24 protein-coding genes and 1 pseudogene are annotated in these 20,470 nt (G+C 62.7%); 17 read left to right on the top strand and 8 right to left on the bottom strand.

Annotated elements, in window-relative coordinates; genetic code table 11:
• Nucleotides 1-4: 4 nt before the first annotated feature.
• The 4 genes from NKI21_RS09300 (at nt 5) to NKI21_RS09285 (ending at nt 2,859) form a co-directional block, all read left to right on the top strand.
• The gene (locus NKI21_RS09300) at nt 5-613 is read left to right on the top strand and encodes a cupin domain-containing protein (RefSeq protein WP_352440016.1); all 609 of its coding nucleotides are present in this window, start codon (nt 5-7) and stop codon (nt 611-613) included.
• Nucleotides 603-1,688 (top strand): ABC transporter ATP-binding protein, encoded by a 1,086-nt coding sequence (locus NKI21_RS09295; RefSeq protein ID WP_352440015.1) that lies wholly within the window; start codon nt 603-605, stop codon nt 1,686-1,688. Before NKI21_RS09300 ends, NKI21_RS09295 begins: the two co-directional genes overlap by 11 nt.
• Before the next feature lie 97 nt (nt 1,689-1,785).
• Nucleotides 1,786-2,394, top strand: a complete 609-nt coding sequence (locus tag NKI21_RS09290) for a 2'-5' RNA ligase family protein (RefSeq protein ID WP_128302459.1) — start codon at nt 1,786-1,788, stop codon at nt 2,392-2,394.
• Nucleotides 2,395-2,691: 297 nt separating this feature from the next.
• Nucleotides 2,692-2,859 (top strand): SnoaL-like domain-containing protein, encoded by a 168-nt coding sequence (locus NKI21_RS09285; RefSeq protein WP_352865345.1) that lies wholly within the window; start codon nt 2,692-2,694, stop codon nt 2,857-2,859.
• A gap of 103 nt (nt 2,860-2,962) precedes the next feature.
• Here NKI21_RS09285 and NKI21_RS09280 read toward each other — a convergent pair whose 3' ends face one another.
• Both NKI21_RS09280 and NKI21_RS09275 read right to left on the bottom strand, forming a co-directional pair.
• Nucleotides 2,963-3,442, bottom strand: a complete 480-nt coding sequence (locus tag NKI21_RS09280) for an SRPBCC family protein (RefSeq protein ID WP_352440014.1) — start codon at nt 3,440-3,442, stop codon at nt 2,963-2,965.
• Nucleotides 3,439-3,795: an ArsR/SmtB family transcription factor gene (locus tag NKI21_RS09275; protein ID WP_352440013.1), complete on the bottom strand. Its 357-nt coding sequence runs from the start codon at nt 3,793-3,795 to the stop codon at nt 3,439-3,441. Before NKI21_RS09275 ends, NKI21_RS09280 begins: the two co-directional genes overlap by 4 nt.
• A 159-nt stretch (nt 3,796-3,954) precedes the next feature.
• On the opposite strand from NKI21_RS09275, the gene NKI21_RS09270 reads away from it, so the two are divergent.
• Entirely contained in the window at nt 3,955-4,302 is a 348-nt protein-coding gene (locus NKI21_RS09270) for an ArsC family reductase (RefSeq protein WP_352440012.1), read from the top strand.
• Between the two features lie 223 nt (nt 4,303-4,525).
• Here the strand turns inward: NKI21_RS09270 and NKI21_RS09265 are convergent, their stop codons facing one another.
• Genes NKI21_RS09265 through NKI21_RS09255 form a run of 3 tightly spaced genes read right to left on the bottom strand, consistent with a single transcriptional unit; the run spans nt 4,526 to nt 7,147 of the window.
• Nucleotides 4,526-4,882 carry a DUF488 domain-containing protein gene (locus tag NKI21_RS09265; RefSeq protein WP_352440011.1) on the bottom strand — a complete coding sequence of 119 codons (357 nt, stop codon included), beginning with the start codon at nt 4,880-4,882 and terminating at the stop codon, nt 4,526-4,528.
• Between the two features lie 19 nt (nt 4,883-4,901).
• Nucleotides 4,902-6,158 (bottom strand): aminopeptidase, encoded by a 1,257-nt coding sequence (locus tag NKI21_RS09260; RefSeq protein WP_352440010.1) that lies wholly within the window; start codon nt 6,156-6,158, stop codon nt 4,902-4,904.
• Complete coding sequence (locus tag NKI21_RS09255; protein WP_352440009.1) at nt 6,155-7,147, bottom strand: LysR substrate-binding domain-containing protein; 993 nt, start codon at nt 7,145-7,147, stop codon at nt 6,155-6,157. Before NKI21_RS09255 ends, NKI21_RS09260 begins: the two co-directional genes overlap by 4 nt.
• 94 nt (nt 7,148-7,241) lie before the next feature.
• Here NKI21_RS09255 and NKI21_RS09250 point away from each other — a divergent pair, with 94 nt between their 5' ends.
• From NKI21_RS09250 to sbmA, 3 genes are all read left to right on the top strand, one after another.
• Nucleotides 7,242-7,463, top strand: a complete 222-nt coding sequence (locus tag NKI21_RS09250) for a hypothetical protein (protein WP_128302464.1) — start codon at nt 7,242-7,244, stop codon at nt 7,461-7,463.
• Nucleotides 7,464-7,576: 113 nt separating this feature from the next.
• The gene (locus NKI21_RS09245; RefSeq protein ID WP_128302465.1) at nt 7,577-8,737 is read left to right on the top strand and encodes a YbfB/YjiJ family MFS transporter; all 1,161 of its coding nucleotides are present in this window, start codon (nt 7,577-7,579) and stop codon (nt 8,735-8,737) included.
• Between the two features lie 113 nt (nt 8,738-8,850).
• Nucleotides 8,851-10,110, top strand: coding sequence for a peptide antibiotic transporter SbmA (gene sbmA, locus NKI21_RS09240; RefSeq protein WP_128302466.1), 1,260 nt, complete (start codon nt 8,851-8,853; stop codon nt 10,108-10,110).
• Nucleotides 10,111-10,144: 34 nt separating this feature from the next.
• On the opposite strand, the gene NKI21_RS09235 is transcribed toward sbmA, so the two are convergent.
• Nucleotides 10,145-11,143 carry a polysaccharide deacetylase family protein gene (locus NKI21_RS09235; RefSeq protein ID WP_023808684.1) on the bottom strand — a complete coding sequence of 333 codons (999 nt, stop codon included), beginning with the start codon at nt 11,141-11,143 and terminating at the stop codon, nt 10,145-10,147.
• A gap of 214 nt (nt 11,144-11,357) precedes the next feature.
• Here NKI21_RS09235 and NKI21_RS09230 point away from each other — a divergent pair, with 214 nt between their 5' ends.
• Together NKI21_RS09230 and der are read left to right on the top strand one after the other, a co-directional pair.
• Nucleotides 11,358-12,023 (top strand): tetratricopeptide repeat protein, encoded by a 666-nt coding sequence (locus NKI21_RS09230; protein ID WP_023808683.1) that lies wholly within the window; start codon nt 11,358-11,360, stop codon nt 12,021-12,023.
• Nucleotides 12,020-13,456, top strand: coding sequence for a ribosome biogenesis GTPase Der (gene der / locus NKI21_RS09225; RefSeq protein WP_352440008.1), 1,437 nt, complete (start codon nt 12,020-12,022; stop codon nt 13,454-13,456). The genes NKI21_RS09230 and der overlap by 4 nt, the downstream gene beginning before the upstream one ends.
• A gap of 28 nt (nt 13,457-13,484) precedes the next feature.
• Here the strand turns inward: der and NKI21_RS09220 are convergent, their stop codons facing one another.
• A complete protein-coding gene (locus tag NKI21_RS09220; RefSeq protein ID WP_352440007.1) occupies nt 13,485-14,408 on the bottom strand; it encodes a LysR substrate-binding domain-containing protein in 924 nt (307 codons plus the stop codon).
• Nucleotides 14,409-14,527: 119 nt separating this feature from the next.
• Between NKI21_RS09220 and NKI21_RS09215 the strand changes: the two genes are divergently transcribed.
• The 7 genes from NKI21_RS09215 to NKI21_RS09185 all read left to right on the top strand — a co-directional run bounded on the left by NKI21_RS09215 (nt 14,528) and on the right by NKI21_RS09185 (nt 20,108).
• Complete coding sequence (locus NKI21_RS09215; RefSeq protein ID WP_128302468.1) at nt 14,528-15,823, top strand: MFS transporter; 1,296 nt, start codon at nt 14,528-14,530, stop codon at nt 15,821-15,823.
• A gap of 144 nt (nt 15,824-15,967) precedes the next feature.
• On the top strand, nt 15,968-17,152 hold the full coding sequence (locus tag NKI21_RS09210; RefSeq protein ID WP_023808679.1) for a cell wall hydrolase: 1,185 nt from the start codon (nt 15,968-15,970) through the stop codon (nt 17,150-17,152).
• 255 nt (nt 17,153-17,407) lie between these two features.
• Nucleotides 17,408-17,815 carry an AtpZ/AtpI family protein gene (locus NKI21_RS09205; protein ID WP_023808678.1) on the top strand — a complete coding sequence of 136 codons (408 nt, stop codon included), beginning with the start codon at nt 17,408-17,410 and terminating at the stop codon, nt 17,813-17,815.
• Nucleotides 17,816-17,874: 59 nt separating this feature from the next.
• Nucleotides 17,875-18,633, top strand: a complete 759-nt coding sequence (locus tag NKI21_RS09200) for a F0F1 ATP synthase subunit A (RefSeq protein ID WP_023808677.1) — start codon at nt 17,875-17,877, stop codon at nt 18,631-18,633.
• A gap of 85 nt (nt 18,634-18,718) precedes the next feature.
• Entirely contained in the window at nt 18,719-18,943 is a 225-nt protein-coding gene (locus tag NKI21_RS09195; RefSeq protein WP_006206606.1) for a F0F1 ATP synthase subunit C, read from the top strand.
• Between the two features lie 63 nt (nt 18,944-19,006).
• On the top strand, nt 19,007-19,606 hold the full coding sequence (locus NKI21_RS09190; protein ID WP_352440006.1) for a F0F1 ATP synthase subunit B: 600 nt from the start codon (nt 19,007-19,009) through the stop codon (nt 19,604-19,606).
• A gap of 10 nt (nt 19,607-19,616) precedes the next feature.
• Entirely contained in the window at nt 19,617-20,108 is a 492-nt protein-coding gene (locus NKI21_RS09185; protein WP_027035998.1) for a F0F1 ATP synthase subunit B, read from the top strand.
• A gap of 237 nt (nt 20,109-20,345) precedes the next feature.
• On the opposite strand, the pseudogene NKI21_RS09180 reads toward NKI21_RS09185, so the two are convergent.
• Nucleotides 20,346-20,470, bottom strand: a pseudogene (locus NKI21_RS09180) (IS5/IS1182 family transposase); the annotation flags it as partial.

Raw genomic sequence — 20,470 nt, 5'->3', positions numbered from 1 at the left:
ATTGATGGACATACTGGACGAAGCTGCTGAGAAGCCGAAGGACGATGCCGATGTGCGGGTCGGCCGGCGCGTGCGGGCGCTGCGGCTGGAGCGCAACCTGTCGCTGGCCGATCTTGCGGCAAAAGCCGGCGTGTCGATCGGTGCATTGAGCCAGATCGAGCGCGGCATGTCCTCGCTGCGCGTCAAAGTGATCTGGCCGCTCGCCGCCGCCCTCGACATCGAGCCGTCGGCGCTGATCGCCGACGGCAACGATGCCGTCAACGATCTCTATTGCGTGCGTGCCGACAAGCGGCGGCAAATCCCGGTCAAATCGGAAGGCATTGCCAAGGCATTGCTGTCTCCGCCGGGCGCGACGCTGACCGGCATGCTGGTGACGGTGAAAGCCCGCGGCGGCACGGCCGAAGCCTATGCCCATGCCGGCCATGAGTTCGGCTTCGTCCTGTCGGGCGAGGTCGAGCTGGTGGTGGATTCGACCAAATACGTGCTGAAGGCCGGCGACAGTTTTGCCTTCAAGAGCACGCTTTTGCATGCCTTCCGCAATCCGGGCGCCGAGCGCTGCCAGATCCTCTGGGTCAACACCACGAAGCCGTCCGAGGTTCGCGATGGCGCCTGATCCACTTGTGCGGCTGCAGGCGGTCTCGAAGATTTTTCCTGGCGGCATCGTCGGGCTCGACGCCGTCGATCTCGACATTATCAGCGGCGAGTTTGTCACGCTGCTCGGGCCGTCGGGTTGCGGCAAGACCACCAGCCTGCGCGTTATCGCCGGTTTCGAAAGCCCGTCGAGCGGCAAGGTGTTGCTCGATGGTCGCGATATCACGGCCCTTCGGCCGTTCGACCGGCCGGTCAACACCGTGTTCCAGGATTACGCACTGTTCCCGCACATGAATGTCGCCGAAAATGTCGGCTTTGGCCTGTCGCTGCGCAAACTGTCTGGAGCCGAACAGGCAAAGCGCGCCGGCGAAGCCCTCGACATGGTCGGCCTCGCCGACAAGCTTGGCGCCCGCGTCTCCGAACTGTCTGGCGGCCAGCGCCAGCGCGTCGCGCTGGCGCGTGCCATCGTCTGCGAGCCACGCGTACTGCTTCTCGACGAGCCGCTGTCGGCGCTCGATGCGCATCTGCGCGAGCAGATGCAGGTTGAACTGAAGCGGCTGCAGTCGCGGCTCGGCACCACCTTCGTCATGGTCACCCACGACCAGACCGAAGCGCTGTCGATCTCCGACCGCATCGTCGTCATGAACAAGGGCCGCATCGAGCAGATTGCGCCGCCGGCCACACTTTATGACCGGCCCGCCACGAAGTTTGTGGCGAGCTTCATCGGCACCATGAATCTCCTGCAATCGCGCTTCGTCGGCCGAGACGGCGATCGCCTGCGCTTCGCCGCCGGCGCCCTACCGCTGGAGGCCATTTCTGAAACCGGCGAAGCTCTCGCCGAGGATGCCATGCACACCGTCGGCGTGCGGCCGGAAGATCTCCTGGCGATGACCGAGGCCGCGCCCGGCACAGCGCCGGCACGCGTCAACAGCATCGTCTTTCACGGCCGCACGTTGCGTCTGCACGCTGAACTCGGGCAGGGCGCACCTGTTGTCATAGACGCGCCGCGCCAAGCCGAGGGTTTTCAATTCCAGGTCGGCGACGTGGCGCATATCAGCCTGCGCCGTGGTGCCAACTGCCCGGTGCTACCAGGTTAGTTTCATCGATCAAATCCACGCTTGACTCCAAGGATTGTTCCTGTTTTGTTCTAACCGTAGATGAGAAACAGGAGCGTTCTTCGCCGGGCGTATGGGTATGTATCGGCAAGGTGAATTCGATTTCGGCATACCAGAGCCTCCGTGGCAACCGAAGCGGCCGGATCGTGCCTTCTTCGGGTTGTTCTTGCAGCCGAAGGACTATGGTTCATTCGCCAATCTGCAGACGCAGCTTTGTCATCGACATGAAGTCGGTGAATCGCTGCTGTCGGCTGAACGGTTCCATCTGAGCCTGCAACATGCCGGCGACTACAAGCGGCTGCGGTCCAAGACCGTCTTTGCGGGATCTCGATCGGGTCAGCGTGTCCACATGCCTGCTTTCGAGGTCACGTTTGGCCACGTCGGCAGCTTTCCCGGTCGCCCGGCAACAAGGGGCAGGCCACCTCATCGCCCATTTGTGCTTCTCGCCGATGATGGACCGGTTTTTGAACTTCACAAATTGCTTGGTGTCGAGATGCTCAGGAATGGGCTCAAAGCGTCGGATCATTTCGTTCCGCATCTGACACTTGCCTACGATCAAAAGTTCATCTCTCGGCAGCCCATCGAACCGATCAGCTTCGTTGCCCATGACTTCATCTTTGTTCACAGCCTGCGCGGCCTGACAAAATACCTCTTCCTGGATCGTTGGCCTTTGCCGTTGGCATCGTAGTTCGCAAGCTGGGCGATCCGTCCTGACACGGATTGTCAGCTACCGCACGTTCCGACGATGGAGGCCAGCAAGCTGTTCCCCATTTGCAGTGCGTCTGACAGGAGGAATACAAATGACCATCGCGGAAATTGCCAAGGATTTCACCGAGCTGCTCAAGCAGGGCGATAACGAAGCTGCTGCCGAGAAGTACAACGCCGATGATATAATCAGTCTCGAAGCCATGGCGGGGCCGATGGCATCTCCCATGGCAAGGAGGCGCTCAGGCAGAAGGGCCAATGGTGGCAGGAGAACAATGAAGTGCATGGCGGCTCGGTCGAGGGCCCCTACGTCAACGGAGACCAGTTCGCGGTGCGCTTCAAGTTCGACATAACGCCCAAGGCTACCGGCGAGCGTGTCACCATGGATGAAGTTGGCCTCTACACGGTCAAAAACGGCAAGATCACCGAAGAGCGCTTCTATTATTGAGGCCGTGAAATACCATCGGCTTGCGGGAGCTCGATCTCGTCGCTGGAGGTTGAAAAATAAGCATGGCGGCCGGGACGATGTCCCAGGCCGCCATGTGAGAGGCTCAAATGGTCTTCACGTACTGCGCAAGCTGATCGGCCACCGTGCCCCAGCCGTCTAAGAAACCCATCTCTTCATGGTTGTTTCGGGTCGCCTCGTCGCGATGGATGGCGGTGGCGGTGTAGCGCGTGCCTTTGCCGTCCGGTTGCAGGGAAATGACCGCTGTGATGAACGGCTCGCCTGACGGCCGATAGCCCGGCAGCAGTGCATCCGTCCACACCAGTCGCTCGTTCGGCACGATTTCGAGATAGCAGCAATGGCGGTCGTTGACCTCCTTGCCGTCGGGCGACTGCATGCGCGTGCGGAACAGCCCGCCCGGACTGAGGTCGATCTCGCAGTCGGTCACCATCCAGGGCTTCGGCGTGAACCATTGCTTGACATGGTCCGGCGTCGTCAGGGCGCGCCACAGCAATTCGCGCGGCGCATCGATGATGCGCTCCAGCACGAGGTCCAGTCTGGGATCCGGCTTGAGGGGATAGCTCATTTTTCGTTCTCCTTGAGGCTCATCACATAGGCGTCGAACTGATCGAGACGGCGCTCCCACAGCGTGCGCTGTTCGGCCAGCCAGTTTTCGGCAAGCTTCAGCGGCTCGGGTGCCAGTTGATAGGTCCTGACCCGGCCGGTCTTTTGCGAGCGCACCAGCCCGCAACCCTCGAGGATTTTGAGATGTTCGATGAAGGAGGGCAGGGCCATGTCGAACGGTTGGGCAAGCTCGCTGACCGAGGCAGGGCTGCGGTTCAGCCGCTCCACCACGCGTCGCCGCGTCGGATCGGACAGTGCGCGAAAGATGCCATCGATTGGCGGAGGGCTGGGAGTTGCGGTCTGAAGGCTTGTCATGGTCGGTCCCTGGGCACCGTCAAAAAGCGGCTCGACAAAAACTTAGGAAAAATCCTTAGTATTTGCAAGCGCAAAAGCAAGGCACGCCGGAGAGCGCTGGCAAAGCGCGCAGAGCGTCCTTAATCTGCGGTCAGATTCGAAATCCGAAGGGCCACTGTTTTGACGATCACCATGTACGGCATCACCACCTGCGACACGGTCAGGAAGGCGCGCCTCTGGCTGGAAGGCCATGACGTGGCCTACCGGTTTCACGATTTCAGGGCAGAGGGACTGGACGCGAAGCGGCTGGATGGCTGGGCGGGCAAGGTCGGCTGGGAAAAGCTGCTCAACAAGGGTAGCACCACGTTTCGCGAGCTGCCGGACAACGACAAGCAGAGCCTCGACGAAAAGAAGGCCAAGGCGCTGATGCTGGCCAAGCCGGCCATGATCAAGCGACCGGTGCTGGAGGTTGGGGATCGGGTGCTGGTTGGATTCAAGGCTGATGTTTATGAAGCGGCGGTGAGGTAGCGTAGCGAGACGGCGACGCTGCAATCTCCCCCCTTGCGGGGGAGATGGCCGGCAGGTCAGAGGGGGGTGTGAAGAATCGCCACCCTTTGACTGTTCGTCTCAGAATTTGGCCGGTGATTGGCTGACAGGTCGGCGGGACAGCACCCCCCTCTGCCCTGCCGGGCATCTCCCCCGCAAGGGGGGAGATTGGCCAATCGCCGACCTTACAGATTGTGGGCGCCCTTCAATCCGTCTTTCTGAGAAATGCCGCCAGCGCCACCGCATTGTTGTGCGCCTCGTCATGCGCGCCGTAGAGCAGTGTCACCTTGCCGTGGCGAAGCAGGCCGCGCAATTCACCCACCGCATCTTCATTCCCGTCCAACTCAACTCGGTACTGCTTCTGAAACTCAGCCCAGCGCGCCGCCTCATGGCCGAACCATTTGCGCAGATCGTCGCTCGGCGCGATGTCCTTCAGCCACAGCGCCAGCGCGGCGTCCTCCTTGCTGACGCCGCGTGGCCAGATTCGGTCGACCAGAACCCGTTGCCCGTCATCGGGCGCGGGTGGCTCGTAGATACGCTTGACCGCCAGGTCGAAGGCCATCGGACCCTCCGTAAGCCGGTCAGGCCCATTCGCCCTTGCGCATGACGGGCACATGGGCGCCGTCCTTGTGGACACCATCGATGTCGATCTTGTCCGAGCCGATCATCCAGTCGATGTGGATAAAACTCTTGTTGCCGCCGCGCGCCGCGATCTCGTCCTGGCTGAGCGAGGCGCCGTCGACGAAGCACTTCGAATAGCACTGGCCGAGCGCGATGTGGCAGGCGGCGTTCTCATCGAACAGCGTGTTGAAGAACAACAGCCCGCTCGCCGAGATCGGCGAGGAATGCGGCACCAGCGCCACCTCGCCGAGGCGGCGCGCGCCCTCATCCGTATCGAGCACCTTCTTCAGCACGTCCTCGCCCTTCGATGCCTTGGCCTCGACGATCCTGCCTTCTTCGAAACGCACCGAAATGTCGTCGATCAGCGTGCCCTGGTAGGACAGCGGCTTGGTCGAGGAAACATGACCCTCGACCCGCCTTGCGTGCGGCGTGGTGAAGACCTCCTCGGTCGGGATGTTGGGGTTGCAGGTGATGCCGTTCTTGGCGGTCGAGGCGCCGCCCATCCATTCATGGCCGTCCGCCAGCCCAACGGTCAGGTCGGTGCCTGGCCCGGTGAAATGCAGCGCATGGAAATTATGGCCGTTGAGCCATTCGGTGCGGCTGCGCAGCGCTGCGTTGTGCGCTTTCCAGTTGCCGATCGGGTCCTCCACATCGACCCGCGAGGCGGCGAAGATGGCATCGGCAAGCTTCACCACGGCAACGTCGTCGGCATCGCCGGGGAAGACCTGTCTGGCCCAGGCGAGGTCCGGATAGGCGACGATGTTCCAGTTGATGTCGAAGCCGGTGATCTTTTCCAGCGCCGGCTGATACGCCATCGAATTCGCCTTGTTGGCGCGCGCCACCTTCGCCGGATCCTGAGCCGACAACAGCGATGGATCCTCGCCGCGCACGGCAAGCCTGGCCGCATTGTTGGCAAAGGCTTTCGCCATGCCCTCATAAAGCCAGCCGGCGGCGCGGTCGAAGCTCGCGTCGGCGCCGAAACGGTAGCGGGCCAGCGTCATCTCGTCATCGTTGAAGATTGGCGTCACCAGCCCGGCGCCGGCCTTGTAGGCATGCTCGACGATCCGCCTGGTCAACGGCAGTGCCGCGATCGACGAAGTCAACACCAGATCCTGGCCTGGCTGCAATTGCAGCCCGACCTTGATGGCGACTTCCGCCAGCCTGTCGAGCTTCACCGGGTCGATCGATGCGGAAACGCCGCGCGAATGTGTGGTCATGATCCTGCCTGTCGTAGTTTGATGTCCGACTCTACATAGCTCGGTGCCCCCGTCCTTTCCACCGCGATCGCGACGGTGGGTTCTGCGTTCGCGGACCCGAACCGCGCCATGGTTGCCTCGATCTCTTCCCTGATCCAGAGCTTGAAATCCCGGACCTTGCGGCTTTCCGCCTTGACGGACGAGGTCACCAGCCAATAGCCGAGCCCGCTCTGGGCGCGGATTCCGAAAGGCGCCACCAGCCGCCCGTCGGCCAGCGCATCCGCGGCGAGCAATTGCCAGCCCAGCATCACGCCATGGCCGGCAATCGCCGACTCCAGGCACAGCATCGGGTCGGTGAAACGCGCACCCTTGAGGAAGGTGACAGGTGGGACACCGGCCGTTTCGAACCAGCTTTCCCAGTTGATCATCGCCCGCTCGTCGGTAATCGCGCAGGTCTGGGCAAGGTCCTCGATCGATTTCAGTTTTTGGGCGATCGCCGGCGCGCAGACCGGGAAGACTTCCTGCGCCAGGAGCAGTTCCGTGCGCCCGCCCGGCCATTTGCCGTCGCCGAGCCGGATGGCGATGTCGATGTCCGAGTGATCGAGATTGGCCAGCCGCACCGAAGCGTCGATGCGCAGCAGCACGTTGGGATGCCGGTCGAAGTGGCGAGATAGTCTGGGCAACAGCCACTTCGAGGCAAAGGCCGGCGCCACCGAAACCACCAATGTGCATTGCGTAGCCTCGTCGGCCAGCGCCACGGCCTGGGAAAGCTCACGAAATCCAGCACCAAGGCGGACCGCGAAGACGGTGCCGAACTCAGTCAGCACCAGACCGCTCGCCGTTCGCTCGAACAGCGCCTGGCCGAGCTGTTTTTCGGTACGGCTTATCTGCTGGCTGACGGCGCTGACGGAAACGTTGAGTTCACCGGCCGCCGCCGCCAGCGATCCGAGCCGGGCAACGGTTTCGACGGCGCGGAGGCCGTTGAGATGGACGCGGTTGAGCATGGCCATTGAGTTTTTCTAAACTGATCCGGCTGAAATCTCAATTGAAAGGCATGTCTAAACGGCAGATTTTGTCGGGAGAGACAGACCCGTGGAGCCGGAAATGCTGAGGATCTTGTCGTCATCGCTGAGGGTCTTTTTCGCTGCGACTACTTCGCATGAGCCGCGCCAGGACAGCGAAACGCAGAGATGGCTGATCGATCCGCTTTCGCATCCGGTGCTGAACACCATGTCGGAGCGCGAACTGGGCGATGTGCCGTTCAGGCTGACGGCACGGCGGACAGTGCACGAGACGGTTCCACTATGCGCCGGCGGTCGCTGCTGAGCAGGTGCCAAGCGTTCCGGCTCGAGGAAAGTCGAGGCGAGCACGTCCCGCGTACGCACTGGCCCAACAGATGGCGATTGTTTCAGCGATCCCTGCACTTATTGTGCAGTGCAATGACATCAGCCACCTCGACAGCGCTGCGGTTCGCTCTCGCCGGCATGATTGCCATGGCGATTGCCATGGGCATCGGCCGTTTCGTCTACACGCCGATCCTGCCCGGGATGATGCAGGAACTGCATCTGTCGCCTGCCGATGCCGGCTGGATCGCGTCGGCCAATTATCTCGGCTACCTCGTCGGCGCGTTGGCAGCGGCGGGCGGCTGGGCGCATGGGCGCGAGCGCCTGCTGATGCTGGCGGGGCTTGGCGCCAGTGCGGTCCTTGCCGCGCTGATGGGGCTGACCGAAGCGATGGCGGCCTTTCTCGCCATCCGCTTTCTGGCCGGTCTGGCCAGCGCCTTCGTCATGGTGTTCATGGCCAGCATCGTGTTCAGCCATATCGCGGCTGCCGGTCGCAACGACCTGCAGGCCTGGCATTTCGGCGGCGTCGGGCTCGGCATAGCGGCATCGGCGGCGATGATGGCGGTGCTGGTCGCCGAGCATTCGGGCTGGGCGGCAGGCTGGCTGTGGTCGGCGACGATTTCGGCCTGTGGTTTCGTCCTCGTCGCTCTGTTGGTCAATGAGGGTCCGCTCGGCAACGGCGAAGTCACCCGCGAGCCGGCACTGCGGATGGACCGGTCGTTGGTCAAGGTCATCATCGCCTACGGCCTGTTCGGCTTTGGCTATGTGGTGACGGCGACATTCCTGGTCGCCATCGTTCGGCAAGGCGGCGGCAGCCGCATCTTCGAGGCCATGGTGTGGATGGTCGCCGGTCTTGCGGGCTTTCCCTCCGTCTGGCTCTGGCAGAAGATCGCGGCCCGGACCGGCCTCTATGCCGCCTATGCGCTGGCGTGCTTCATCGAAGTTGCCGGCGTCACCGCCAGCGTCGCCATCGGCGGAGCCACCGGGCCGCTGCTTGCCGGCGTGCTGCTCGGCGGCACCTTCATTGCCATTACCGCCTTTGGCCTGCAAGCCGCCCGGCAGCAGGCGCCAGAGGCGCCGCGGCGGATCTTTGCCCTGATGACGGCTGCGTTCGGCCTTGGCCAGATCATCGGTCCGGTCGCAGCCGGATTTCTGGCGCAAATGTCCGGCGATTTCTTCCTCGCCTCGATCACCGCCGCAACCATGCTGGTCGTCTCGGGCGCCATCACCTGGTCGGCTGCGCCAAAATCGCCATGATTGTGGGCTTGCTGTGCCGGGCATCGGGCACGGGCATTTTCTTTCCCACTAATGTGTGACTTTATGCCCGCTGTCGTCAGCTGATTTGCGCCTAGATCGAGGAATTCGCCACAGTGTTCGTATCCTTTTTCCCGCAGCCGAAGCTCTTTTTCACTTCGGCCGCCATCTGGAGCCTTGCGGCGATCCTGTTCTGGTTCTTCGGTGGTGAACAATTGGGTGCGGTTTTCGGATTGCCGCCCGCCGCGGCCGGCGCGCCGCCCCTCATCGGCATCGCCATCCTCGTATCGAAGCCGTTCCTCTGGTTCTATCTCTATTTCGCGTTCTGCGTGCTCGTCTTCTATGCATTCTGGAGTTGGTATTCGCCGCATCCATGGCAGCGCTGGTCGATCCTGATGACCGCGGTCATTCTGTTCTTCATCTATTTCAATGTGCAGGTCAGTGTCGCCGTCAACGCCTGGTATGGGCCTTTCTTCGACTATGTGCAGGGCCTGATGTCGGGGACTGGAAAGTCTACCAACAGCGAATTTTATATCGGATTGGCCGATTTTTCGTGGCTGGCGCTGGTCGGCATGAATGTGCAGGTGGTCAATGCCTTCATCGTCAGTCACTGGATCTTCCGTTGGCGCACGGCGATGAACAACTACTTCGTCGAGAACTGGGGCAGGCTGCGCCATATCGAGGGTGCCTCGCAGCGTATCCAGGAAGACACGATGCGGTTCTCGCAGATCATGGAAGATCTCGGCTCCAGCTTCGTCCAGTCGATCATGACGTTGATCGCATTCCTGCCGGTCATGATTCAGTTGCAGGCCCATATCACCGAGTTGCCGATTATCGGCGCGATCCCGCAGCCATTGGTTGTCGCGGCCCTTGCCTGGTGTCTGTTCGGGACGATCTCGGTCATGGTTGCCGGTTTGAAGCTTCCAGGGCTGCAGTTCCGCAACCAGCGTGTCGAAGCCGCCTACCGCAAGGAACTCGTCTACGGCGAGGATCATGCGGACCGGGCCCAGCCGGCCACCACTGCCGAGCTGTTCGAGAATGTTCGTCACAATTATTTCAGGCTCTATTTTCACTACATCTATTTCAACGTCGTCCGTTACACCTACCTGCAGGCCGACAACATTTTCTCGCTGCTGATCCTCGGTCCCTCGCTGGTGGCGCACAAGATAACGTTCGGCGCGCTGAACCAGATTTCGAACGCGTTCGGCAAGGTGACCGGTTCGCTGCAGTTTCTGCTCACCTCCTGGTCGACCATCGTCGAGCTGCAATCGGTCCACAAGCGCCTGCGCGCCTTCGAGGCGACGCTCCAAGGCGAGCCGCTGCCTGAAATCGACCAGCGCTATCTGGCAAGGCAGGGCGCCGAGGACCCAGCCTAAAGACCGAGGTTGGAAATCGAACCGGGTTGGCGGCTCAGCCGCCGACCGAGACCTGCCTTTGGCCAGCATCCTGGCGCGAAACATAGTCGCGAAAACTGATGCATTCGACATCCGCCTTGACGCAGACGTCGCCGGCAAAGCGCTCCAGCGCGTTCCAGTAGGCGCCGTCATTCATCAGCGCGAAGTGGAAGCCGAGTTCCAGCGGAATGCGTTTTCCCGCATACTGCCTGTCGAAGGCGGCGCGGAAGGCAGCATAGGTCCGGTTGGCGAACTCGCCCGCTTGGCTTGGCCGCTCGAAGCCGCCGGAATGCCTGACATAGAGATTGTAGTCCATGGCAATCACCGGCCGCGACTTCGGTCCTTCGGGAATCTGAGGCAGGGAAAAGTGCATGATGCCGTTGCTGGCCGTCGGTCGGGCAGGGCCTTGCGAGACGCCGCTGGCATCGAATTGATATCCGGCCGCCGGCAGCGCTTCGTAAAGCGCCTTGCTGGTCGACAGGTACGGCGCGCGAAAGCCGACCACCGCATGCCGCGCGAAATCGCGCCAGCCCTGTGGTTCGGGTGCAATGCCGTTGATCGCATAGGCGTTTTCGAGAATGTGCTCGAACGAACTGAACTCTTTCAGCCAGTCCGCCTTGCTCCAGTCCTTGCCGTCGAAATGGCCGCAGCCATGGCTGGCGATGTCGTGGCCTTCATGCGCGGCAAGGCCGATCTGTTCGAGCCGCTCGGTGACTTCCTGCTTGGAGGCGGCAAAGCCGATGTTGGATTTGCCGGCGCTTTTGCCGGGTGCGGTGTACTCCTTGCGCGTCTCCGTCGACAGCAGGAAGACGCAGGACAGAAAATAGGTGAAATGCGCGCCGGTGCGCTCAGCCAATGCCCGGCTGCGTTTCCATTGCGAAATATCGCGGGCGCTGTCGAATGAGATGATGACGACCTGTTTCGGCTTTGCCGGCACCGGCGGATCGGCCAAAGCCCCGCCACCAGTGGTGAGCGCGGCAAGCGAAAACGCAACAACGCGGAACGGACGAAGCATAGGCAATCTGATCTTCACTCGGGGAACGTCTGCAAGCCGGCTATCGCCTAAATGTGGCGTGGGTGCGATGAGCCTTTTCGGCTGCTTGTCCGGGGCAAACATCCGTTTGCCCCGGACAATAGGCGATTTTCCGGTTGAACCCCTTCCATGCCGGCAAAATTTCGCTAAAACGCGGGCTGACAAAGGCCCGACGGGGCAGGAATGGTTTGATTTGATGTCCGACGACAGTTTCATCCGTGAAGTCAACGACGAGATCCGTCGCGAACAGGCGCAGGCGCTGTGGGACCGTTTTGGCCCCGCTCTGATTGTCGTTGCGATCCTCGTGGTGCTCGGCACCGCCGCCTTCGTCGGCTACCGCTATTGGGACGAGACGCGCGCCAACCGCTCGGGCGATGCGTTCTCGCAGGCGCTGAAGCTCGCCAATGACGGCAAGAACGATGAGGCGCTGACCGCGCTCGATCAGTTGGAGAAGGATGGCTACGGCGCTTATCCATTGCTCGCCCGCATGCGCGGCGCGACCGTCAAGGCGAACAAGGGTGACGTCCCCGCCGCCGTCAAGGATTTCGACGAAGTCGCCGCCGATACGGCCATTCCCCAGGGCATTCGCGACATGGCGCGCCTGCGGGCAGCACTGCTGCTTGTCGACCACGGCTCCTTTGCCGACGTCTCCAGCCGTGTCGAAGCGCTCACATCCGACACCAACACGCTGCGCCACACGGCGCGCGAGGCACTCGGCCTTTCCGCCTGGAAGGAAGGCAAGACGCAGGATGCGCTGAAACTGTTCGACCAGATCGCCGCCGATGACGGCGCCCCGCGCAACACCCGCGAGCGCGCAACATTGATGTCCGAGCTGATCCGCGGGTCGGGCAGTGCGTCGTGACCTTCAAAGTCGCCATCATCGGCAGACCTAACGTCGGCAAATCGACTCTTTTCAATCGGCTGGTGGGAAGGAAGCTGGCGCTCGTCGACGACACGCCGGGCGTCACCCGCGACCGTCGCGTCCATGCCGCCAAGCTCTACGACCTGCATTTCGATGTCATCGACACCGCCGGCTTCGAGGACGCTGGCGCCTCGACCTTGCCCGGCCGCATGCGTGCGCAGACCGAGATCGCCATCCGCGAAGCCGACCTGATCTTCTTCACCATCGACGCCAAGTCCGGCCTGTTGCCTGACGACAGGACCTTCGCCGAGATCGTGCGCAAGTCCGGCAAGCCGGTCGTGCTGGTCGCCAACAAGGCCGAGGCGAAGGGCGCCCAGGGCGGCATGCTGGAAGCCTGGGAGCTCGGCCTTGGCGAGCCGATCCCGGTTTCGGCCGAGCATGGCCAGGGCATGCCCGATTTGCGCGACGCCGTGATCGGCGCGCTCGGCGAAGCGCGCGCCTTCGGCGAAGAAGAAGATGGCGAAGACGAAGACGTCGCTGCCGGCGAGGTGCTGATCGGCGAGGATATCGCCGATCCGGATGCCGAGCACGCCTATGACGACACCAAACCGATGCGCATTGCCGTCGTCGGCCGCCCCAATGCCGGCAAGTCGACGCTGATCAACGCGCTGATCGGTGAAGAGCGGCTGCTCACCGGACCGGAAGCCGGCATCACCCGTGATTCGATCTCGGTCGATTGGGATTGGCATGGCCGCCGCCTGAAACTGTTCGACACGGCCGGCATGCGCCGCAAGGCCAGGATCCACGAAAAGCTGGAAGTGATGTCGGTGCAGGACGGTCTGCGCGCCATCCGGTTTGCCGAGATCGTCATCATCGTCCTCGACGCCACCATCCCCTTCGAGAAGCAGGATCTGCAGATCGCCGACCTGATCATCAGGGAAGGCCGGGCGCCGGTGATCGCCTTCAACAAATGGGATCTGATCGACCATCCCCAGGAGCTTCTGGCCGAACTGCGCGAGAAGACGGAACGGCTTCTTCCCCAGGCGCGCGGCATGCAGGCCGTACCCGTCTCGGCCGAGACCGGGCGCGGCCTCGACAAGCTGATGGATGCCGTCATCAAGACCCACAAGGTGTGGAACAGCCGCGTCTCGACCGGCAAGCTCAACCGCTGGCTGGAGGGCATCCTGGCGCATCATCCGCCGCCTGCTGTTGCCGGGCGCCGGCTGAAGGTCAAGTACGTCACCCAGGCCAAGACCCGTCCGCCGGGCTTCGTCGTCCAGTGCTCGCGGCCCGACGCGATGCCGCAATCCTATGTCCGCTACCTCTCCAACAGCCTGCGCGAAGCCTTCGACATGCCCGGCGTGCCGATCCGCATTGCGCTGCGCACGTCGGACAACCCGTTCGCCGGCAGGTCAAACAAGAAACGCAGCTGATCGTCGGCGCCCACCTGGCGCTTCATGATCACGCCACGTTGCGCAGGCCGTTGTCGCTGACCCGCGCATTTTCGGGCAGCGCTTGCCGTGCGGCGTCCAGCAGGATATCGCCGAGGCGGGCCGCCACCGGCTCCGCCTCGGCGTCCTTGCGATGCAGGAACAACGCCATCTTGGGCAGGGCGGGCAATCCGGCGATCTCCGGCGTCATTGCGCTGACGCTGGCCGGCAGGCCGATGTCGGTGCGGATCGTCAGCCCCAGCCCCGCAGCAACCGCGGCCCAGATGCCGCCAAGGCTTGGGCTGGAAAAGGCCATCCGCCACGACAGGCCGGCACGGTCGAGCGTTTCAGTTGCAACCGTACGCAAAAGGCATGGCGCCTCGAGCGCCACCAGCGGCAGTGGCTCACCGTGGCGCAGGCTGGTCTCGATGCGCTTTGCCGGCCCGATCCAACGCATCGGCACATCGGCGACATGCTGGCTGTAGGGCAGCGTTTCGCCGCAGTGCCAGGCGAGCGCGATGTCGAGACTGCCTGACATGACCCTTTCGGCAAGGTCGTGGCTGCGTGCGATCCTGGCTTCGATCTTGACCTTGGGGTGCGCCCGGGCAAATCGGCCGAGCACGTCCGGCAGCACCGCCTCGCCGAAATCTTCCTGCAAGCCGAGCCGTACCCAGCCTTCCAACTCGACATCATGGATGGCGGATGCCGCCTCGTCATTCAATTCGATCAGCCGGCGCGCATAGCCGAGCATAGTCTCGCCGGCCTCGGTCAAAGCGAGGCCGCGTCCTGATTTGCGGAAGATCGGCGTCGCTGCCTGTTCTTCCAGTTTCTTCAATTGCGCGCTGACCGCCGACGTCGACCGGCCAAGCCGGTCAGCGGCCTTGGCAAAGCTACCCAGCTCCATACCGGTGACGAAACTGCGCAGGACGTCGAGGTCGAAAGTTACGCGTCGCATGTGTGAAGTCCCGATTTTCAGGATTGTATGTCCAAAACTTCCTGATTTTCAGGATGAAATTATGGCGGTAGGGACAGATCGTCAAGGCCGGACCACTGGCCAGCACGGGAAATGAAGTCATGTCCGCCATTGTCAATTGCACCGACCGGCAGCCGTCAGAACTCCTGGAAGATACGGCAGCCGGTTCCGCCGAAAGGGTATTCAAGCCCGGCCATCGCTGGAAGGTTCTGGGCATCGGCGTCGCCGCCAATGCCGCCTTCTCGGCTACGTTCTCCGGCATCCCGGCGACGGCGGTCGTTCTTCGCCAGGGCTATCACCTGGGCAATGCCGAGCTCGGCCTGGCGCTCGGCCTTCTCGGGCTGGGGGTCGCGCTCAGCGAACTGCCCTGGGGCCTGCTCACCGATCGCTGGGGCGATCGCCGCGTGCTCCTGATCGGGCTCGGCGCGACGGCGGTGTGGCTCCTGGTCATGGCGATGCTGGTTGTGCCGACAAAGGCCGGTACTCCCGGCGTCACGCTGCTCGCCGCGAGCCTGCTCATCACCGGACTGCTCGGCGGCAGCGTCAACGGTTCGAGCGGCCGCGCCATTATGGGCTGGTTCCGGGAAAACGAGCGCGGCTTCGCAATGAGCATCAGGCAGACGGCGGTGCCGCTCGGCGGCGGCCTTGGCGCGCTCGTGCTGCCCTCGCTTGCGCTGGCTTTCGGCTTTGGCGCGGTGTTCGGGGTGCTGGCGGGCGCATCCGCTCTGTCTGCCCTGTTCGCCTGGCGCTGGCTGCACGAGCCGCCGACGGCGGGGGAGGGCCATCTCGCTTCGGCTGTGGCCGGACCGGCGCCGCTGCGCAACCGCGATGTTTGGCGTATCGCGACCGCCATCGGCCTGCTCTGCTTTCCGCAGGTGGCCGTGCTCACCTTCGCCTCCGTGTTCCTGCACGATTTCGTTGGGTTGGGAACGGCGGCTATCAGCGCGAGCCTCGCCGCCGTTCAGATCGGCGCCATGGTCATGCGCATCTGGAGCGGCCGCTTCACCGACCGTCACGGCAACCGCCGCCAATTTCTTCGCTTGTGCAGCGCGTTCAGCGCCCTTGCCTTCGCCATGCTTTGGCTGCTGGTCCTGTTCGGCCCAACCGTTCCGGGCGGCCAGCTCATCTGCTTGGCGGTCCTTCCAGTCGTGCTTATTGTCGCAGGCATCTCCGTCTCCGCCTGGCACGGCGTCGCATACACCGAGCTTGCCACCCTTGCCGGCGCCAGCCATGTCGGGACCGCGCTCAGTCTTGCCAACACCTTTGTTTTTGTCGGCTTCTTTCTGGTACCGGTGGCCATTCCGGGGCTCTTGCACCTCTGGTCCTGGTCCGGCGTCTGGCTGGCGGCCGCCATCTGCGCGCTGATCGCCCGGCCGATCTTCCTGCGTCCGGCCTGAATAGTCGGCCGCAAAATCGCCTGACTTCGCAACCACGACCTCGGGTCGGCCGGGAAAACCCGATCGAAGCCGTTAACGTCCCATCAAGGTTAATGCATCATTTTGCTCTCCAGTGGGGTCAGTCGCGTTCCTGGAGAGTGTTCCGTGCATCGACGTGTGTTGAAGCGGCTGGTTGCCGCCGCCGGTGAGAGAAAACGTGGCTTTCTGGCTCCGCTCGTCATCGGTTTCGGCATCTGGATCGGCTTTCCGACGGTCGCCGCCTATCAGGACATGACGAGCCTGGTTTCCGGCCTCGAAGCATCGAGCACGCGCTGGAATTCCTATGTCGAGAAATCCGTCGCCGGCTCGACCCATGCGGCCGAGATGCCCTTTGCCGATTCTGATGTCACCGGCTCCATCTCCGGATCGGGTGTCCACCTGGCCGGTGTCGGCAACGTGTCGTTTCGCGGCAAGGGCGGCAAAGTCAGCGGCACGCCCGATGAGGACCGCGTCGTGCGCGCCGAGAAGAAAGGGCGCATCGTCCAGATGTCTCCCGTCGCACCGCCGAAGAACTTCAACGCCGGCTCGATCTTCGAGCGCACCTCCTCCTTGCTGCGGCCCAGCATGGACAGCGGCCTGAAAATGGCTTTCGCCAAGCCGCAGATCAAAGGCAAGGAAATCCAGATCGCCGCGGCATTCCATGCGCGCGAGGACAAGAAGCCGGATCCCGGCGTGCCGGCCATGCTGGCAGCGCTGGTCAACAACGACCATCCGGACGTGCTGGCCACCGCCTACGCGCAGTCCGAGCCTGATTATGCCAAGGCATCGCCCTTCGAAGCCCTCCTTCAGGACGAGCAGCCCAATGAGGGCCGCTTCATTCCGCCGATGGCGAAGGGCGATCATTCGTGGATCCAGAACCCGCTGCCCGCCAGTGTCTTCTCCCAAAAGGAGCAGGCATGCCTTGCCAACGGCATCTATTTCGAGGCGAGGAGCGAATCCGTGCGCGGCCAGGCCGCTGTCGCCCAGGTCATCCTCAACCGCGTCCGCAATCCGACCTATCCGAATTCGATCTGCGGCGTCGTCTACCAGAACGACAGCTGGTTCAACCGCTGCCAGTTCTCCTTCGCCTGCGACGGCAGGAAGAAGCGCATCGATAGCCCAGCCGCCTACAAGACCGCCCAGGAGATCGCCATGGCCGTCACTGCCGGCAAGATCTTCATCCCGGAGGTCGGATCGTCGACCCACTACTATGCCCAATATGTCCATCCCGGCTGGGCGCGCACAATGCAGAAGATGACCAAGATCGGCCTGCATATCTTCTATCGGACCTATGGCGGCGGCTGGAGCTGAGTGCAGAGCAGCCGCTGATCTTTGATGTGGCGCGCAGCCTATCGAAGAGCCATTGCGCAGGGGATTCGCGCCATGCATCCTCGTCATCATGGCGGGCACGATGTCGCACCTTTCTAATTGATTGATTTTATTGCCTAAAATACATGGCAATGAACTTCCGCCCGTGGCTTGACGGGCGCAAACCCTCTAACTATGTTGCCGGCGACTTTAGAAGCGGACGGACGGTGACGGTCTGACCGGGCAGGGGGGGTTGCGATGGCCGACAAGAATGGGCCAGACGGAACCGGAAAAACCGGCCGCGGCAATCAGCATGAACCCGATATCCGCGACGACGATCTTGAGCGCCGCCGCCGTGACCTTGAAGCTTCGCTTGCGACAAGGCGGCCGGGCCGGCTCGAGGGGAAAGACGACGCGAAAGCGGGCAGTGTGGCCGGTTATGGTCAGGCGCTCAAACTCTCCAGCGAGTTTATCGCCGGGGTGGTGGTGGGTGCCGGCATCGGCTGGATCATCGACCGTCTGGCGGGGACATCGCCATGGGGTCTGATCGTGTTTCTGCTGCTTGGTTTTGGCGCCGGAGTGCTCAATGTGATGCGTTCCGCCGGCGTTGTGGCAGAATTTGGACAGGGCGATAAATCGCGCCGTGACCAAGACGACAAGAAATGACCGCGCTTCATGTGCGGTAATGGTAACGAGGCCGTACGCGGCATTGACGGGGTTTGAACGTGGCAGCTGACAAGGTCGATCCGATCCACCAGTTCCATATCAACAAGCTGATTCCGATCGACATCGGCGGCTATGACCTGTCTTTCACCAATTCGGCGCTGTTCATGGTCGCAACCGTGATCGTCGCGGCTGGATTCCTGTTTCTCACGACGTCGAGCCGCAGCCTGGTTCCCGGGCGGCTTCAGTCGGTCTCCGAGATGGCCTACGAGTTCGTCGGCAACATGTTGCGCGATGCCGCCGGCACGCAAGGCATGAAGTTCTTCCCTCTCGTGTTCTCGCTGTTCATGTTCGTGCTCGTCGCCAATCTGCTTGGCCTGTTCCCGTATTTCTTCACCGTCACCAGCCACATCATCGTCACCTTCGGCCTTGCCGTGCTGGTGATCGCAACCGTGGTCGTCTACGGCTTCATGAAGCATGGTTTTGGCTTCCTGAAACTGTTCGTGCCGCATGGCGTGCCGGTCTTCCTGCTGCCACTGGTGGTGCTGATCGAGGTGATCTCCTTCGTGTCGCGCCCGGTCAGCCTCTCGGTTCGTCTGTTCGCCAACATGCTCGCCGGCCACATCACGCTGAAGGTGTTCTCCGGCTTCGTGGTCAGCCTGAGCGCGCTCGGCGCGGTCGGCGTCGCCGGCTCTATCCTGCCTCTGGCGATGGCGGTGGCGCTGACGGCACTGGAACTGCTGGTCGCCTTCCTGCAGGCCTACGTCTTTGCCGTGTTGACCTGCATGTATCTCAACGACGCCCTGCACCCCGGGCATTAGGTCCAAAAGTTTCCGGCCCAGGAATTTCCAACATAGGCGCCGGATGGAATCGCAACGGAATTTTAGATCCAAAGGAGTTGAACAAATGGACGCAGAAGCAGCAAAGTACATCGGCGCCGGCATCGCTTGCCTGGGCATGGGTGGCGCGGGCATTGGCCTCGGCAACATCTTCGGCAGCTACCTGGCGGGCGCACTGCGCAACCCGTCGGCTGCCGATGGCCAGTTCGGCCGCCTGATCTTCGGCTTCGCCGTGACCGAAGCTCTGGGCATCTTCTCGCTTCTCATCGCGCTTCTGGCCCTGTTCGGCTGAGCACTCGGGAAGATTGGACAGGCCGGCCGCGCGAGCGGCGGGCCTGAATTTCGGGGATAGTCCATGTTCGTGACATCTGCCTTTGCGCAAGAGTCCGCGCCATCAGCCGATACCAGCCACGCTGCGACGGAAGGCGACACGCATTCCAGCACCAGCGTGCCTGCTGAAGCGCATGGCACGTTTCCGCCATTCGATCCGGCGACGTTCCCGTCGCAGCTTCTGTGGCTGGCGATCACCTTCGGGCTGTTCTATCTCTTCCTGAAGCGGGTGGTGATGCCGCGCGTCGGCGGCATCATCGATGTCCGCAACGATCGCATCACGCAGGACCTTGATCAGGCGGCCAAGTTGAAGGGCGAGGCCGACGCCGCCGTTGCTGCCTACGAGCAGGAACTGGCGGAAGCCAAGACCAAGGCCAACGCGATCGGCCAGCAGGCCAGCGACGCGGCCAAGGCCGAGGCCGATACCGCGCGCAAGAAGGTCGAGGCCGCGCTCGACGCCAAGCTTGGCGAAGCCGAAGCCCGCATTTCTTCCATCAAGGCCAATGCCATGAAGGAAGTCGGCAGCATCGCCGAGGACACCGCTTCGGCGATCGTCGAAGCCCTGGTTGGCGGCAAGGCCAGCAAGGCCGAGATCGCGGCCGCGGTCAAATCCGTGGCCCGGTGAGGAGCGCATCATGGACGCCACATCTCTCGCAACGCTCTGGGCCACGGTTGCCCTGGTCATCTTCCTGGGCATTGCCGTCTACATCAAGGTGCCTCGCCTGATCGCCAAGGCGCTCGACGCCCGCGCCGCCAGGATCAGCAATGAACTGGACGAAGCACGCCGACTGCGCGAGGAGGCCCAGCAACTGCTTGGCCAGTATCAGCGCAAGCGCAAGGAAGCCGAGCAGGAGGCCGCCGACATCGTCGCCGCCGCCAAGCGCGAAGCCGATATGCTTGCCGCCGAGGCGCACAAGAAAACCGAGGACTATGTTGTCAGGCGCACCGCGCTTGCCGAACAGAAGATCGGCCAGGCCGAGCGTGACGCCATCAGCGAAGTCCGCGCCAGCGCCGTCGATATCGCCGTCGAGGCAGCGCGCGCGCTGCTTGCCGGCAAGATCGACGCCAAGGCCGGTGCCGATCTGTTCAAGGCTTCGCTTGCGGACGTGAAGTCGAAGCTGAACTGAGCCCTCACAGCCCTCATACAATTAAAGCCGCCCGGGCAACCTGGCGGCTTTTTTGCTTGGAGAGTGCGTGAGACGCGGAAGCGGTCAATCTCCCCACAAGGGCCCGTTGCGTTATTAAGTTATAGGGGCAAGGAGGGAGGGTCAGGCCAATGTGGGGTGCCTTGCGGCTCGGGTTTGAGGCCGGATTGGCTGGGGTTTGACGGGTTCGGCGGATTTCGGGCGCAATGCGACCCTGTATTAGGTCGCCAGCGTCACCCAGCGGCGCATGTTGAAGGCGATGGCGGCGATGAGGATCTGTCCTGCCGCCTTGGCCAAGCCGCGGTAGCGGATGGCGCAAAGCCGCATGCGGTTCTTCAAGGTGG

Origin of the sequence: Mesorhizobium sp. M0715 (genome assembly GCF_040320355.1) — a bacterium.
In the GTDB taxonomy this organism is placed as follows: Bacteria; Pseudomonadota; Alphaproteobacteria; order Rhizobiales; family Rhizobiaceae; genus Mesorhizobium.
The sequence above is the reverse complement of the archived record's forward strand: the minus strand, read 5'-3'. Positions and strand labels throughout refer to the sequence as shown.

Bases quoted from the DNA above. Each gene is read 5' to 3' on its own strand.
- NKI21_RS09300 (WP_352440016.1), top strand. From the start codon at position 5: ATGGACATACTGGACGAAGCTGCTGAGAAGCCGAAGGACGATGCCGAT.
- NKI21_RS09295 (WP_352440015.1), top strand. From the start codon at position 603: ATGGCGCCTGATCCACTTGTGCGGCTGCAGGCGGTCTCGAAGATTTTT.
- NKI21_RS09290 (WP_128302459.1), top strand. From the start codon at position 1,786: ATGTATCGGCAAGGTGAATTCGATTTCGGCATACCAGAGCCTCCGTGG.
- NKI21_RS09280 (WP_352440014.1), bottom strand. From the start codon at position 3,442: ATGAGCTATCCCCTCAAGCCGGATCCCAGACTGGACCTCGTGCTGGAG.
- NKI21_RS09275 (WP_352440013.1), bottom strand. From the start codon at position 3,795: ATGACAAGCCTTCAGACCGCAACTCCCAGCCCTCCGCCAATCGATGGC.
- NKI21_RS09265 (WP_352440011.1), bottom strand. From the start codon at position 4,882: ATGGCCTTCGACCTGGCGGTCAAGCGTATCTACGAGCCACCCGCGCCC.
- NKI21_RS09260 (WP_352440010.1), bottom strand. From the start codon at position 6,158: ATGACCACACATTCGCGCGGCGTTTCCGCATCGATCGACCCGGTGAAG.
- NKI21_RS09255 (WP_352440009.1), bottom strand. From the start codon at position 7,147: ATGGCCATGCTCAACCGCGTCCATCTCAACGGCCTCCGCGCCGTCGAA.
- NKI21_RS09250 (WP_128302464.1), top strand. From the start codon at position 7,242: ATGCTGAGGATCTTGTCGTCATCGCTGAGGGTCTTTTTCGCTGCGACT.
- NKI21_RS09245 (WP_128302465.1), top strand. From the start codon at position 7,577: ATGACATCAGCCACCTCGACAGCGCTGCGGTTCGCTCTCGCCGGCATG.
- NKI21_RS09235 (WP_023808684.1), bottom strand. From the start codon at position 11,143: ATGCTTCGTCCGTTCCGCGTTGTTGCGTTTTCGCTTGCCGCGCTCACC.
- NKI21_RS09230 (WP_023808683.1), top strand. From the start codon at position 11,358: ATGTCCGACGACAGTTTCATCCGTGAAGTCAACGACGAGATCCGTCGC.
- NKI21_RS09220 (WP_352440007.1), bottom strand. From the start codon at position 14,408: ATGCGACGCGTAACTTTCGACCTCGACGTCCTGCGCAGTTTCGTCACC.
- NKI21_RS09215 (WP_128302468.1), top strand. From the start codon at position 14,528: ATGTCCGCCATTGTCAATTGCACCGACCGGCAGCCGTCAGAACTCCTG.
- NKI21_RS09205 (WP_023808678.1), top strand. From the start codon at position 17,408: ATGGCCGACAAGAATGGGCCAGACGGAACCGGAAAAACCGGCCGCGGC.
- NKI21_RS09195 (WP_006206606.1), top strand. From the start codon at position 18,719: ATGGACGCAGAAGCAGCAAAGTACATCGGCGCCGGCATCGCTTGCCTG.
- NKI21_RS09190 (WP_352440006.1), top strand. From the start codon at position 19,007: ATGTTCGTGACATCTGCCTTTGCGCAAGAGTCCGCGCCATCAGCCGAT.
- NKI21_RS09185 (WP_027035998.1), top strand. From the start codon at position 19,617: ATGGACGCCACATCTCTCGCAACGCTCTGGGCCACGGTTGCCCTGGTC.